This is a genomic window from Azospirillum sp. (genome assembly GCF_035627195.1).
Lineage (GTDB): Bacteria > Pseudomonadota > Alphaproteobacteria > Azospirillales > Azospirillaceae > Azospirillum.
In genome coordinates this window covers 1-13,950 of sequence record NZ_DASPMG010000016.1, presented here as the reverse complement: position 1 = coordinate 13,950, position 13,950 = coordinate 1, and the positions used below count along the sequence as shown (strand labels likewise).

Here is a 13,950-nt window from a genome sequence, read left to right as displayed (position 1 = left end):
TGGTCGTCGCCGATCTCGTCCAGCACCAGCATCAGGCTGGCGGCCAGCACCGCGCCCTCCACCTTCTTGCCGCCCAGCTTCAGGAAGTCGGGCGAGGCCGCGCCGTGCGTCTGGTAGATGCGGCCCTTGTAGCCCTGGTCGACCAGCGTGGTGTGCGGCAGCACCGTGGCGGCCCCGGCGGTGGCGATCAGCACGGCGTCCGGGTTGGCGCCCAGCAGCTTCAGCGACTGGCCGGTGACCGAGGCGTCGGTGCGCTGGAACCGCTCCTCCGCGGCGATCTTGATGCCGGCCTTCTGCGCCTGGGCGCCGAAGGTCTTGATCCAGTTCTCGCCGTAGGGGTCGTTGGTGGCGATCAGACCGACGCTCTTCACGCCGTTCTTGGTCATATGGCCGACCAGCGCGCCGGCGATCAGGTCATCGTTCTGCGTGGTCTTGAAGACCCACTTCTTCTTGTCGTCCATGGGCAGCACGACGGCGGCGGTGCCGACCGGGGCCAGCATCGGCGTGCCCGATTCGGCGACGAAGCCGATGACGCCCACCGCGTTGGGCGAGCCCGACGGGCCGATGATGGCATCCACCTTGTCGGCGATCAGCTTCTTGGCGTGCTGCACCGACAGCGTCGGATCGCTGGCGTCGTCGAGCAGGACGTACTCGACGCTGACGCCTGCAATCTCCTTGGGCAGCAGCGCCACCGTGTTCTTCTGCGGGATGCCGACCACGGAGACCGGGCCGGTGGCGGACGCGATCACGCCCACCTTCATCTGCGCCGCGGCCGAACCCGCGAAGGTGAGGGCCGCGACGGCGACGCCCGCGGCGAGAAGCTTCTTCATACCCATAGGAAACCCCCTTATCTCTTGTTTTGATTGGTCTTTTACGAACTGGTCCCGGTCCTCAGGCGCCCGCCGCCTCCTTGTCGGCGCTGGCGTGGGCACCGGCGATGCCCAGGTAGGTCTCGATCACGCGGTCGTTCTTCGCCAGATCCGCCGCCGGCCCCTGGAGGGCGAACTCGCCCGCCTCCATGACGTAGCCATAGTCGGCCACCGCCATGGCGGCGCGCGCGTTCTGCTCGACCAGCAGGATCGACACGCCGCGCTGGCGCAGGTCGGCGATGATGCGGAAGATCTCGGCGATGATCAGCGGGGCGAGGCCCAGGCTCGGCTCGTCCAGCAGCAGCAGCTTGGGCTTGGCCATCAGCGCGCGGCCCATGGCCAGCATCTGCCGCTCACCGCCCGACAGCGTGCCGGCGGCCTGCCGGCGTCGCTCCTTCAGGCGCGGGAAGATGCCGAACACCTCGTCCAGCGTGTCGCGCTGGTTGCGCTGCCCCTGCCGCCAGCGGTCGAAGCCGCCCAGCAGCAAGTTGTCCTCCACCGACATGGAGCCGAACAGCTCGCGCTTTTCCGGGATCAGGCCCATGCCGCGGCGGACCAGCTTCTCCACGCCCAGCGGGCGGGTGGTGGTCTCGCCGAAGTACGCGACCTCGCCCGAAAACGGCAGCAGGCCCATCAGCGACGACAGCAGCGTCGTCTTGCCCGCCCCGTTGGGGCCGACGATGGTGACGACCTGCCCCTCGCGGATCTCCATGCCGACCGAGCGCACCGCGGCGATCTTGCCGTAGGACACCGACAGGTCGCGGCAGGCCAGAAGGATCGGAGCGTCGGTGCCGCTCATTGCACGCCTCCCAGGTAGGCTTCGAGGACGCGCGGGTTCTGCTGGATCTCCTTCGGCAGGCCCTCGGCGATCTTGGTGCCGAACTCCATCACCACCACGCGGTCGGCGAGGTTCATGACGAAGTCCATGTCATGCTCGACCAGCAGGATGGCGAGGCCGTCGGCGCGCAGCTGGCGCAGCAGGGCCGCCAGCTCCTGCTTCTCCTTGTAGCGCAGGCCGGCGGCCGGCTCGTCCAGCAGCAGGACGTAGGGGTTGGCGGCCAGCGCGCGGGCGATCTCCAGCACCCGCTGCTGGCCCAGCGCCAGGGCGCCGGCCTCCGTCCACAGGTGGGCGCCCAGGCCGACCCGCTCCAGCTGCCGCCGGGCTTCGGCCAGCAGCTGCGCTTCCTCCGCCCGGTCCATGCGGAGGACGGCGGAGAAAAGGCCCTTCTGGCCGCGCGGATGCGCGCCGATGGCGACGTTCTCGATGGCCGACATGTCGGGCAGCAGCCGGACGTGCTGGAAGGTGCGGTTGAGGCCCAGCAGCGAGATCTCCCGCGCCGACTTGCCGAAGATGGAGCGGCCGCGGAACTCGAAGGTGCCGCCATCCGGCGTGCCCACGCCGCTGACCAGATCGAAGAAGGTGCTCTTCCCCGCCCCGTTGGGGCCGATCAGCGCCAGGACCTCGCCCGCGTGCAGGTCGAGGCTGACGTCCTTGTTGGCCTGCACGCCGCCGAAGGCCTTGCGCGCGTTGCGCACCGTCAGGATGGGCGCGTTGCCCGCCACCCGCTCGCGCACCGGCAGGGGCGCTTGGTCGGGCACGGCGCGCGGCTGCACGGCGGACCAGCCCAGGCGGCGCTGGACGCCGGCCAGCAGGCCGTCGGGTGCGACGTGGAAGATGACGATGATGATGGTGCCGAAGATCACCATCTCGAAGTTGCCGGCGTGGCCGATCAGCGACGGCAGGTGTGCTTGCAGGAACGGCTTCAGCGAGGTGATCAGGCCGGCGCCGACGACGGCACCCCACAGGTTGCCTGCCCCGCCGACCACGGTCATGAACAGGTACTCGATGCCCTGGTTCAGCGAGAACGGCGTCGGGTTCACGAAGCGCTGGAAGTGCGCGTACAGCCAGCCGGTGACGGCGGCCATGACGCAGGCGATGACGAACAGCTGCACCTTGGCCGTGCGCGTGTCGATGCCCATGGATTCGGCCATCACCACGCCGCCCTTCAGCACGCGCATCGCGCGGCCTTTGCGCGAATCCAGCAGGTTGGCGATGCCCCACATGAAGCCCAGCAGCACCATCCACACGATGGCGTAGCTGGCCGCCGGGCTGGTGAACTCGTGGTCGCCCAGCGACAGCCGCGGCAGGCCGGACAGGCCGGTCATGCCGCCGGTGGCCGTCAACCCGCCGAACAGGAAGTAGACGGCGACGCCGAAGGCGATGGTCGCCAGCGGCAGGTAGTGGCCGGACAGCCGCACGGTGATGGTGGCGCCGACGTAGGAGCCGGCGGCGCTGACCGCCACGATGACCGGCAGCGTCGCCCACGGCGACCAGCCGGAGTTCAGCGTGAACCACGCGGTGATGTAGGCACCAAGGCCCACGTAGGCGGCCTGCCCGAAGGACGGGATGCCGCCCTTGCCGGTCAGCAGCACGAGGCTGAGCGCCACCACGGACGACAGGCCGATGTAGGTGAGGATCGCCAGCGCGTAGTCGGACAGCACCAGCGGGGCCGCGGCGATCAGCGCCACGGCGAGAAGGGGAAGAATCCGGCGGGCGGTCATTCCTCGTCCTCCACCCGGCGCGTGGCCATGGAGCGCCACAGCAGCACGGGAATGATCAGGGCGAACACGATGGCCTCCTTGAAGGCGCTGGCGGCGAAGGAGGCGAAGCTCTCCAGCACGCCCAGGCCCAGGGCACCGGCGGCCGACAGCGGGTGGCTCGCCAGCCCGCCGATGATGGCGGCGACGAAGCCCTTGAGGCCCAGCAGGAACCCGGTGTCGTAGTACATGGTCGTCACCGACGACACGAGCACGCCCGCCACCGCGCCGATGAAGGCGGCGACCAGGAAGGCCGCACTGCCCGCCATGTTTGCGGAGATGCCCATCAGCCAAGCACCCGTGGGGTTGATGGCGGCGGCGCGCAACGCCTTGCCGTACAGCGTGCGCTCCGACGCCACGAACAGCGCCACGACCAGCAGCGCCGTGACCACGTAGACGACGATGGACTGCGCCTGGATCGGCACGCCGCCGATGGTGAAGCTGACGTCGACCAGCGGTGCGGTGCGCCCGCCGCCGGGGCCGAAGATGAACAGCCCCAGCTCGTTCAGCACGAGGTGCAGCGCCACCGAGACGACCAGCAGGACGAGGATCGAGGCGCGCGCGATCGGGCGGTAGACGAGGCGGTAGAGCAGCGGCCCCATGCTGGCCACCAGCGCCACGGTCACCGCCGCGTGCGCCAGCGCCGGCAGCTCCACCCGGCTCGCACCATAGGCCAGCGCGGCGGCGGCCAATGGCGGCCATGAGAGCTTCGCAAGGTCGGGCACTGCGTCCCGCAGCTCGCCGCGGCGGAGTGCGCGCAGCAGCTCCATGCCCACGGTGACGGCGACCAGCAGCACGACGAGGCCGACGGTGCCGGGCGTGCGCCCTTCGCGCAGGAAGATGTAGGTCAGTGCCGCGTAGGAGACGAACTCCCCTTGCGGGATCAGGATGATTCGCGTGACGGCGAAGACGAACACCAGGGCCAGCGCCAACAGGCAGTATACCGCACCGTTGGCGAGGCCGTCCTGCGTCAGGTAGCCGGCGATGTAGGGACTCATGCCCGCCTCCGCGACGCGGGGCCGCCGGGGCTGGGCAGCGGTGCGGCGCGCCGGTCGGCCGCGCACGGTTGGTAGGGTCCGGTGAACAAGGAAGAGCACCCCCCGATCGGTTCCGACAGCGACAATTGGTCGCGCTCCATTTGTTTCATCATTCAATTGAAACGTCAACCAAATTCAGACGCGAAAACGGCAGTATCCTGCCGTTTTTTGCCGCTCGCGGCTGCCCGTTTCCTATGCTGCAAGTGCACAATTTTCGTGCCGCAGCGCACAATCGTATGGCAATGCGGCGGTCCGCCTTGGAACCGCGCGGGGAAGCGGCCTATTTCCCAGCGCGGGACTTGACTTTGCCCGCCGAACGGCGGAGACGCATCTGCACAACCATCCTGGAATTGCGACGCTTCCGATGAGCACGCCGAAAACGACGCCCGGCAAGTACCTGCCCGGCAGCGACAGCTTCGACCTCAGCGCCTTCCCGCCCTACTGGGTGGCGCGCCTGAACGCGAAGTACGCGATGGAGATGGAGAAGAAGCTCAAGGCCGTGAACATGGACGTGTCGCGCTGGCGCGTCGCCATGCTGCTGCGCATCCACGAGGAGCTGAGCATCTCGCAGATCGCCGAGGAGGCGATCGCCAAGCTGCCGACGATCACCAAGATCGTCTACCGCATGCAGGACGAGGGGATCGTCACGGTGAAGCCGTCGACAACCGACGGCCGCGTCAGCATCGTCAGCCTGACCGACAAGGGCCACAGCAACATCCAGGAGGTCAACGAGACCACCCAGAAGCTGTTCAAGCGCCTGTTCAACGGCGTCTCGGACACGCAGATCCAGCGCCTCAACGCGACGCTGCAGCAGATGCTGAACAATCTGATGGAGGATTGAGGGTGGGCGGCTCCGCCATCCGGCGACGGATCCAGTCGCGGAAGGCGGCCAGTTCCGGGCGGGCGAAGGCGTCCGCCGGGGCGACCAGCCAATAGCCGGTCCGGCAGGGCCGCGGCGGGCCGAGCACGGGGACCAGCGTTCCCGCCTCGACGTCGCGCTCGATCAGCGGCAGCCGGCCCAGCGCCACGCCCAGGCCCTGCGCGGCGGCGGCCAGCGCCATGTGGATGGTGTCGAAGCTGAGCGCGCGCGGCGGATCGATCCGCGCGCCGACGGCCTGCAGCCACGCCGGCCAGTCCTCGGTGACGGTGCTCACCCGCAGGATGCCGGCCTCGCACAGGTCGTCGACGGTGCGGATTCGCCCGGCCAACTCCGGTGCGCACACCGGCACCAGCCGTTCGTCGACCAGCTTCAGCGCGCGCAGGCCGGGCCAGTCGCCCTGCCCCATGCGGATCGCCACGTCGACGTTGTCGCGCGGCATGTCGACCTGCCGGTGGGTGGTGTCGATGGACACCTCGATCTCCGGGTGGGCGGCCTGGAACTGCGGCAGGTTGGGCAGCAGCCAGCGCGACGCGAAGGTCGGCGCGCAGCTGATGGTCAGCCGGCGCGGCACCCGGCGGCCCGGCACGCCGTCCACCGCCTGCACCAGCAGGTTCAGCGCCGCCTGCACCTGCGGCAGGAACGCCGCCCCGGCCGCGGTCAGCGCCAGACCGCGGCTGCCGCGGGTGAACAGCCGGGTGCCCAGCCAGTCCTCCAGCGTGCGGATGCCGTGGCTGACCGCGCTGGGGGTCACGTTCAGTTCCTCCGCCGCGGCCTTGAAGCTGGACAGCCGGCCGGCCGCCTCGAACAGGCGCAGGGTCGTCAGCGGCGGCAGCCGGTACCCCATGCCGGCTAGTCCAGCGGCCAGGACAGGAAGCCGGGCGGCGGCTCGCGGGTGAACGGCGAATCCATCACTCCGATCAGGCGCATCGTCCACGGTCCTCCGTCCAGGTGAGCGGCATTCATCGAAGCAAGCGCCGGCCGTCCGCGCAAATGAGATTTCGTCGGGGGCAGGTGAGCGGAATTCATCAGCCCGAATTCATCAGCCCGAATTCATCCGCCGGGCCGGGTGCCGTCCGCTCAACCGGCGGTGAGGCGAAGTCGTTTGCCGCGCCGGTCGCCCGGCCGCCACAGTCCCGCCAACGATGCACAGGCCGGGAGCCCCATCATGGACGACATCATTCTGACCGCCACCGCCGGCGCCGTCGCCATCCTGACGCTGAACCGCCCGCACAAGCTGAACGCCATCGACTTCGCCACCATCGAGCGGCTGCACATTCTGCTCGACGGGATCGAGGCGGACGATTCGGTGCGCGCCGTGGTCCTGACCGGGGCCGGCGACCGCGCCTTTTCCGCAGGCGCCGACATCCACGAGTTCTCGGCCAAGGTCTTCGCCGGGCCGGAGACGGCGCTGCGCGAGTTCGTGCGCCGCGGCCAGCGGCTGACCAGCCGGCTGGAGGCCTTCCCCAAGCCCATCATTGCCGCCGTCAACGGGCTGGCCTTCGGCGGCGGCTGCGAGGTGACGGAGGCCGTGCCGCTGGCCGTCGCCAGCGAGCGCGCGCAGTTCGCCAAGTCGGAGATCCGGCTGGGCTTCCCGCCGCCCTACGGCGGCACCCAGCGCCTGCCGCGCCTGATCGGCCGCAAGCGGGCGCTGGCCATGCTGCTGACAGGTGACCGCATCGATGCGCAAGCGGCGCTGGCCTGCGGCCTGGTCAACCAGGTGGTGCCGCACGCCCACCTGATGGACGCCGCGCTGGCGCTGGCCGGGCGCATCGCCGAGCAGTCGCCGCTGGCCGTCGCCGCCTGCCTCGCCGCCACCACGCGCGGCCTGAACCTGTCCATCGACGAGGGGTTGGCGGTGGAGGCCGGCCAGTTCGCCCGCATGGCTGCCACCGCCGACATCCGCGAGGGCATCACGGCCTTCATGGAGAAGCGCGCCCCGGCCTTCCGGGGGCGCTGACGCGCCGCCGCCGTTGCCGTAAGCTGGCCCCCTGGCATGACCGGGAGGCAGGCGGAGAATGGCGAAGGAAAGCGCGCAGGGCTACGTGGACGACCCGCGGAACGAATCCGTGCTGGTCTATGTGGACGGCGAGTTCGTGCCCCGGGACGAGGCCAAGGTCTCCGTCTTCGACAGCGGCTTCGTGCTGGGCGACGGGGTGTGGGAAGGGCTGCGGCTGGTCAAGGGCAGGCTGCTGGCGCTCGACGAACACCTCGACCGCCTGTACGAGGGCGCGGGGGCCATCCGCATGGACATCGGCCTGGACCGCGCCGCGCTCACCGGCGTCGTGCGCGAGACGCTGGCCCGCAACGGCATGGAGGACGGCGTCCACATCCGCCTGATGGTCACCCGCGGCCGCAAGAAGACGGTGAACCAGGACCCGCGCTTCGTCCTGGGCAAGCCCACCATCGTGGTGGTGGCGGAGTACAAGCGGCCCCGGCCCGAGGTGAAGGAGAAGGGGCTGACGCTGTTCACCTCCACCTTCCGCTGCAGCGCGCCGGACGTGTTCGACCTGCGCCTCAACTCGCACAGCCGGCTCAACCTCATCCAGGCGCTGATCCAGGCCATCGACGCCGGGGCGGACGAGGCGCTGATGCTCGACCCGCACGGTTTCGTGGCCAGCTGCAACTCGACCAATGTCTTCATCGTCCGGCGCGGCGAACTGTGGACCTCCACCGGCCGCTACAACTTCAAGGGGATCACCCGGCGCAAGGTGCTGGAGCTGGCGCGCCGGGACGGCCACACGGTGCGCGAGACCGACTTCACGCTGGCCGAGACCTACAGCGCCGACGAGGCGTTCGTGACCGGCACGCTGGGCGGCATCACGCCGGTGACGCGCATCGACGGCCGCCCCATCGGCGACGGCCGGCCGGGCGCCTTCACCCGCGCGCTGGCCGCCCGCTACGAGGCCTACATCACCGGCGAGGCGGCGCCGTGACGGATGCCATCCGCATTGCCCCCATCCGCATCGCCCCCATCAGAATCGCCCCCATCAGAATCGCCCCCATCAGAATCGCGATGTGGTCGGGGCCGCGCAACATCTCCACCGCCATGATGCGGGCGTGGGAGAACCGGCCCGACACCGCCGTGGTGGACGAGCCGTTCTACGCCGTCTACCTCGCCCAGACCGGCCTGGACCACCCCGGCCGCGACGCGGTGCTGGCCAGCCAGCCGACCGACTGGCGCGCCGTCGCCGCCGCCCTGGCGGAGGATCCCGTTCCCGACGGCCGGCCGGTCTTCTACCAGAAGCACATGACGCACCACATGGTGTCGACGGTGGGTCTGGAGTGGACGGGCCGGGTGCGCAACGCCTTCCTGATCCGCGACCCGGCGGAGGTCGTGGCTTCCTACGTCCAGCGGCGCGGCAGCGTCGACCTCGCCGACATCGGCGTCGAGCGGCAGGCCGAGCTGTTCGACCGCGAGGCCGACCGCACCGGCCGCGCCCCGCCGGTGGTGGATGCGCGCGACGTGCTGACCGACCCGGCGGCCGTGCTGGCCAAGCTGTGCGCGGCGCTGGGTGTTCCGTTCACGGAGGCGATGCTGCGCTGGCCGCCGGGCCGGCGCGCGACTGACGGCGTGTGGGCACCGCACTGGTACGCCTCGGTGGAGGCCTCCACCGGCTTCGCCGCCCCGCCGCCGCGAGCGCCGGAGCTGTCGGGCGAGCTGGCAAGGGTCGCCGAGGCGGCGCGGCCGTATTACGAGCGCCTGCACCGGTGGCGGTTGGTGTAGCGGGGTAATGACGTCGGGTTTTCGCTGGCGCTCAACCCAACCTACGGGGAACGCACGCCTTGGTAGGTTGGGTTGAGCGCCAGCGAAAACCCAACGGACCGCGCCTCAACTGATCCCGTACTCCTGCAGCTTGTACAGCAGCGAGCGGCGGCTGATGCCAAGCTCCTGCGCGGTCTTCACGCGGTTGCCGGCGTTGCGCGCCAGCGCCTCGGCGATCACGCGGGCCTCGTACTCGCTGATCTTCGCGCGCAGGGTGAGGCCGTCCCCGGCGGCGGCGACCGGCTCGTCCGGCTCCTCGCGGCAGGCGGCGGCGCAGCCGATCTGTTCGGGCAGGTCCTCGGGGAAGATCAGGCTGCCGGTGCTCATCACCACGGCGCGCTCGACGGCGTTGGACAGCTCGCGGATGTTGCCGGGCCAGGGGTAGCGCAGCAGGCACTCCACCGCGCGGTCGTCGAAGCCGGTCACGTCGATCTGGTTCTCGGCGGCGAAGCGCTGAAGGAAGTGGCCGGCCAGCAGGCGCACGTCCTCCGGCCGTTCGCGCAAGGGGATCGTGCGCAGGGTCACCACGTTCAGGCGGAAGTAGAGGTCCTGGCGGAACAGGTTCTGGCGCACCAGCTCCTCCAGGTTCTTGTTGGTGGCGACGATGACGCGCACGTCGGTGCGCACCGGCTCGGTCCCGCCGACGCGCTCGAACTCGCGTTCCTGGAGGACGCGCAGCAGCTTCACCTGCAGCCCTGGGGAGATGTCGCCGATCTCGTCCAGGAACAGGGTGCCGTGCTCGGCCTGTTCGAACCGGCCGCGGCGGCGCGCGACGGCGCCGGTGAAGGCGCCCTTCTCGTGGCCGAAGAACTCGCTCTCCAGCAGGCCTTCCGGCACGGCGGCGCAGTTCACCTTCACGAAGGGGCCGGTGCCGCGCGGGCTGTTGTAGTGGATGGCGGCGGCCACCAGCTCCTTGCCCGTGCCGCTCTCCCCGGTGATCAGCGCCGTGGCGTTGCTCTTGGCCACCTTGGCGATGGTCTGCAGCAGGTCGGCCATCTTCGGGCTGTTGGTCAGGATGCGGTCGGTGCGGTAGCTGGCCGACAGCTCCCGGTGCAGGGCCGCGATGTCGTCGCGCAGGCCCCGCATCTGCAGGGCGCGGCCGACCAGCAGCTTCACCTCGGCGATGTCGAAGGGCTTGATGATGTAGTCAAAGGCGCCGTCCTTGATGGCCTGCACCGCCGTTTCCACCTGGGCGAAGGCGGTCATCAGGATCACCGCCGTGGAGCGGTCGATCCGGCGCATTTCCGACAGGGCCTGGAGCCCGGTCATGCGCGGCATGCGGATGTCCATCAGCACCACGTCCGGGCGCGACGCGGCGAAGGCGGCCACCGCCTCGGCCCCGTCGGCGGCGGTGGTCACCGCGAACCCCTCCTTGCCCAGCACCGCCGCCAGCATCTGGCGGATGCCCTCCTCGTCGTCCACGATCAGGGCTTGCGGGGCCAGCGCGTGCGGGGCCAAGGCATGCGAGGTCGGGGCGTGCGGGGATCGGTTCGTCATGACGGGACCGCCGTGTTGTGGACGAAGGGCAGGCGCAGGGTGACGGTGGTGCCGGCGCCCGGCACGCTCGCCATGGTGATGGTTCCGTGGTGCGCGTCAACGATGCGGTGCGCCATGGCCAACCCCAGGCCGGTGCCGCTCGCCTTGGTGGAAAAGAACGGGTCGAACACCTTCTCCAGGTCCTCCGGCGCGATGCCCACCCCGTCGTCGGCGACGGTGATCACGGCGTGCCGGTCGCCTTCCGCCGCGGTGGCGATGCGGATCGTGCCGGACTCGGGCATCGCCTGCGTGGCGTTGATGACAAGGTTCAGCACCACCTGCTTCAGCGCGTCGGCGTCCGCCTCCACCACGGGCAGGTCCGGCGCCGGCTCCAGCACCACCTCCACGGTGGAGCGGCGGCCGGCCAGCCGGGTGACCTCGGCGATCAGGTCGTTCAGCTGCACCGGGCGGACGACCGGCGGGCGGGTGCGGCCGAACTCCAGCAATTCCGTGATGATGCGGTTCAGGCTGTCGACCTGCCGGATGATCAGCGGGCCGTATTCCTGCCATTCCCGGATGTCGTCGCAGGTTTCCAGCAGTTGCATGAAGCCGCGGATGGCGGTCAGCGGGTTGCGGATCTCGTGCGCCACGCCGGCCATCAGCTCGCCAAGCGCCGCCAGCCGGTCGGCGCGCATGATCTGCGTCTTCAGGCGGTGCTGCTCGGTCTGGTCCTTCAGCACGACGACGGCGCCGATGGTGTCGCCGCGGCTGTCGCGCAGCAGGCTGCTGCTGACGGTGACGTGCAGCACCTGCCCGGGCAGCGGGAAGTCGATGCCGACGCCGATGTGCTCGCGCCCGGTCTCCAGCGTGTCCAGCAGCAGGCTGGAGAAGTTGGCGTCGGGGCGGAACAGCGACTGGTAGGGGCGCCCGACGATGTCCGCGGCGGCCACCCCGACGATGCGCTGGGCCGCCGGGTTGATGGAGGTGACGCGCCCGCGCACGTCGATGGCGATGACGCCGTCGGCGATGCTGTTCACGATGTTCTCGGTCAGCGAGCGCGCGTCCAGCAGCGCCTTCGCCATGGCGTTGACGGCCACGGCGATCTCGCCGATCTCGCCGCGCGGCGGGCGGATCGTCTGCCGCAGGTCGGAGCGCAGGCGGCTCAGCCCGTTGGTGATGCGCTCGACGTCGCGCGACAGGCGCGCCGACATCAACTGCGTCAGCACCAGCCCCAGCACGATGCCGGCGAGGCTGACGCCGATCACCGCGCGGTCCATGGCGGCGGCCTGCCGGTCGATGTCGTCCGACAGCTCGTTCGCCCAGATGTAGCCGATGACGGAGCCGTCGCGCACGATGGGCAGCATGGCGTTCATGATCAGGCCGCGCACCTGCGGGCCGGTCTCCACCGCGCTCTCGCCGGTGGCCAGCACCTTCCACCCCGGATGGTCGGCCGGGATGGCGGTTCCGACGGTGTGGCCGTACTGCCGGCTGGGGCCGTAGGTGACGATGGCGTTCAGCGCCCGGCTGTAATAGCCGACGCCGACGCCCGGGTTGGCGTTCGCCACCGTGTCGGTGAAGGGGGCGAGTGCGGCGTTGAGGCGCGCCAGCGCCGCCGGGGCCGGCGGCGTTTCACCGGCCAGAAGCACGTCGAATCCGGCGCCCAGGTTGGCGTCGAGGATCCGCGCCAATCCGAACAGCTTTTCCTGCTTCTCGCGCAGCAGGGTGCGCCGCCCCTCCTGCTCCAGCAGGTAGCCGCCGGTGGCGATCGGCACCGCCATGACGATCAGCGAGATCAGCAGCAGCTTGCCGCGCAACGTGTCGAGCAGATGCCCGCGCAGGAACTTCAGGATACGCATCGGGCAACCCCAACCGCCGGCACACGATCGTACGAGGCCCCTTATACAGCAATCGCGGCGACGCGCGGCTGTTCAGCATTTGGGGCTTCGCCGTCACGCCGCCTTCGCGACTCCCCCACCCCCTGGCCGCAGGGCAATCGCTTGAATGGTCGAAGGCCCATAAAGCCCTTCTCCCCTTGAGGGAGAAGGGTTGGGATGAGGGGTATTTACCGCCGGAGGCGGGACAAAGACTCTTTATCCGGCCATCCGGCCGTAATCACCCTCACCCCAACCGCGACGCCCTTCGGCGTCGCCCCCTCAAGGGAGAGGGGCTTTCAAGCGCCTCCCCCACCCCCTGGCCGGAACACGATTGCCGTATTACGGTGTTGAACGCAGGCCCGCGGCACGCGGCCTGCCGCTTTCGACCACCACGGGATGGAGCCTGTTCCTTGAGCACCGGATTGATCGCACTGCTCGACGACGTCGTCAGCTTGGCGAAGGTCGCCGCCGCGTCGCTGGACGACACCGCCGCGCAGGCCTCCCGCGCCAGCGTCAAGGCGGCCGGCATCGTGGTGGACGACGCCGCCGTCACGCCGCGCTACGTGGTGGGATTCGCCGCCGACCGCGAGTTGCCGATCATCGGCAAGATCGCCATGGGCTCGCTGAAGAACAAGCTGGTGATCCTGCTGCCGGCGGCGCTGCTGCTCAGCTTCGCGGCACCCTGGGCGATCACGCCGCTGCTCATGATCGGCGGCGCCTTCCTGTGCTACGAGGGAGCGGAGAAGGCCTACGAGGCGTTGTGGCCGCACGCCGAGCACCACGGCCACGGCGGCGAGATCCCCGGCGTCACCACCGCCGCCACCCCGGACGCCAAGGCGATGGAGGACGAGAAGGTCGCCGGGGCCATCAAGACCGACCTGATCCTGTCGGCCGAGATCATGGCGATCACCCTGTCCACCGTGGCGGCCGAGACCGCGTCCTACTGGTCGCAGGCGCTCATCCTCGCGGTCGTCGGCATCGGCATCACGCTGGCGGTGTACGGCGTGGTGGCGCTGGTGGTGAAGGCGGACGACGCGGGCGTGGCGCTGGCCCGCAACGACCGCCCGGCCTCCACGCTGCTGGGAATGCGCCGGGCGGGCGAGGCGCCGGCGGGCGGGGCCGACCGGGCGCTGCGGCCGGTGACGCAGGCGCTGGGCCGCGGGCTGGTGGTCGGCATGCCGGTGTTCCTCAAGGTGCTCAGCGTGGTTGGCACGGCGGCGATGCTGTGGGTCGGCGGCGGCATCATCATCCACGGGCTGGAGGGCTATGGCATGGCGGCGCTGGGCCACGGCATCCACGACGCGGCGGTGGCGGCCGGGCACGCCGTTCCGGCGGCCGGCGGCTTCATCGAATGGTTCGTCACGGCCGCCGCGTCCGGCGTGTTCGGCCTGATCGTCGGCGCGGCGCTGATCCCGCTGGTCCACAAGGTGGCCCTGCCGATCGTGGCGAAGGT

Annotated in this window: 12 protein-coding genes; 5 read left to right on the top strand and 7 right to left on the bottom strand. The window is 70.2% G+C overall.

Going from position 1 to position 13,950, the window contains the following annotated elements:
* From VED21_RS01125 to VED21_RS01110, 4 genes are all read right to left on the bottom strand, one after another.
* Window positions 1–830 (bottom strand): ABC transporter substrate-binding protein (locus tag VED21_RS01125; protein ID WP_324880462.1); only part of this gene is annotated, 830 nt, incomplete at its 3' end.
* A gap of 61 nt (window positions 831–891) precedes the next feature.
* On the bottom strand, window positions 892–1,668 hold the full coding sequence (locus VED21_RS01120; RefSeq protein ID WP_324880461.1) for an ABC transporter ATP-binding protein: 777 nt from the start codon (window positions 1,666–1,668) through the stop codon (window positions 892–894).
* Window positions 1,665–3,431 (bottom strand): branched-chain amino acid ABC transporter ATP-binding protein/permease, encoded by a 1,767-nt coding sequence (locus tag VED21_RS01115; protein ID WP_324880460.1) that lies wholly within the window; start codon window positions 3,429–3,431, stop codon window positions 1,665–1,667. The genes VED21_RS01120 and VED21_RS01115 overlap by 4 nt, the downstream gene beginning before the upstream one ends.
* On the bottom strand, window positions 3,428–4,465 hold the full coding sequence (locus VED21_RS01110; RefSeq protein ID WP_324880459.1) for a branched-chain amino acid ABC transporter permease: 1,038 nt from the start codon (window positions 4,463–4,465) through the stop codon (window positions 3,428–3,430). The genes VED21_RS01115 and VED21_RS01110 overlap by 4 nt, the downstream gene beginning before the upstream one ends.
* A 403-nt stretch (window positions 4,466–4,868) precedes the next feature.
* On the opposite strand from VED21_RS01110, the gene VED21_RS01105 reads away from it, so the two are divergent.
* On the top strand, window positions 4,869–5,345 hold the full coding sequence (locus VED21_RS01105) for a MarR family winged helix-turn-helix transcriptional regulator (protein WP_324880458.1): 477 nt from the start codon (window positions 4,869–4,871) through the stop codon (window positions 5,343–5,345).
* On the opposite strand, the gene gcvA is transcribed toward VED21_RS01105, so the two are convergent.
* Complete coding sequence (gene gcvA, locus VED21_RS01100; RefSeq protein ID WP_324880457.1) at window positions 5,299–6,228, bottom strand: transcriptional regulator GcvA; 930 nt, start codon at window positions 6,226–6,228, stop codon at window positions 5,299–5,301. The two genes, VED21_RS01105 and gcvA, sit on opposite strands and share 47 nt — an antisense overlap.
* A 321-nt stretch (window positions 6,229–6,549) precedes the next feature.
* On the opposite strand from gcvA, the gene VED21_RS01095 reads away from it, so the two are divergent.
* The 3 genes from VED21_RS01095 to VED21_RS01085 are packed head-to-tail and all read left to right on the top strand — an operon-like array spanning window position 6,550 to window position 9,108.
* Window positions 6,550–7,341, top strand: a complete 792-nt coding sequence (locus VED21_RS01095) for a crotonase/enoyl-CoA hydratase family protein (protein ID WP_324880456.1) — start codon at window positions 6,550–6,552, stop codon at window positions 7,339–7,341.
* Window positions 7,342–7,399: 58 nt separating this feature from the next.
* A complete protein-coding gene (locus VED21_RS01090) occupies window positions 7,400–8,317 on the top strand; it encodes an aminotransferase class IV (RefSeq protein ID WP_324880455.1) in 918 nt (305 codons plus the stop codon).
* Window positions 8,314–9,108, top strand: a complete 795-nt coding sequence (locus VED21_RS01085) for a hypothetical protein (RefSeq protein ID WP_324880454.1) — start codon at window positions 8,314–8,316, stop codon at window positions 9,106–9,108. Before VED21_RS01090 ends, VED21_RS01085 begins: the two co-directional genes overlap by 4 nt.
* Window positions 9,109–9,213: 105 nt before the next feature.
* Here VED21_RS01085 and atoC read toward each other — a convergent pair whose 3' ends face one another.
* Complete coding sequence (gene atoC, locus VED21_RS01080; RefSeq protein WP_324880453.1) at window positions 9,214–10,644, bottom strand: acetoacetate metabolism transcriptional regulator AtoC; 1,431 nt, start codon at window positions 10,642–10,644, stop codon at window positions 9,214–9,216.
* Entirely contained in the window at window positions 10,641–12,479 is a 1,839-nt protein-coding gene (atoS, locus tag VED21_RS01075; protein WP_324880452.1) for a two-component system sensor histidine kinase AtoS, read from the bottom strand. The genes atoC and atoS overlap by 4 nt, the downstream gene beginning before the upstream one ends.
* 428 nt (window positions 12,480–12,907) lie before the next feature.
* Here atoS and VED21_RS01070 point away from each other — a divergent pair.
* On the top strand, window positions 12,908–13,950 hold a 1,043-nt coding region (locus VED21_RS01070), incomplete at its 3' end, for a DUF808 domain-containing protein (RefSeq protein ID WP_324880451.1).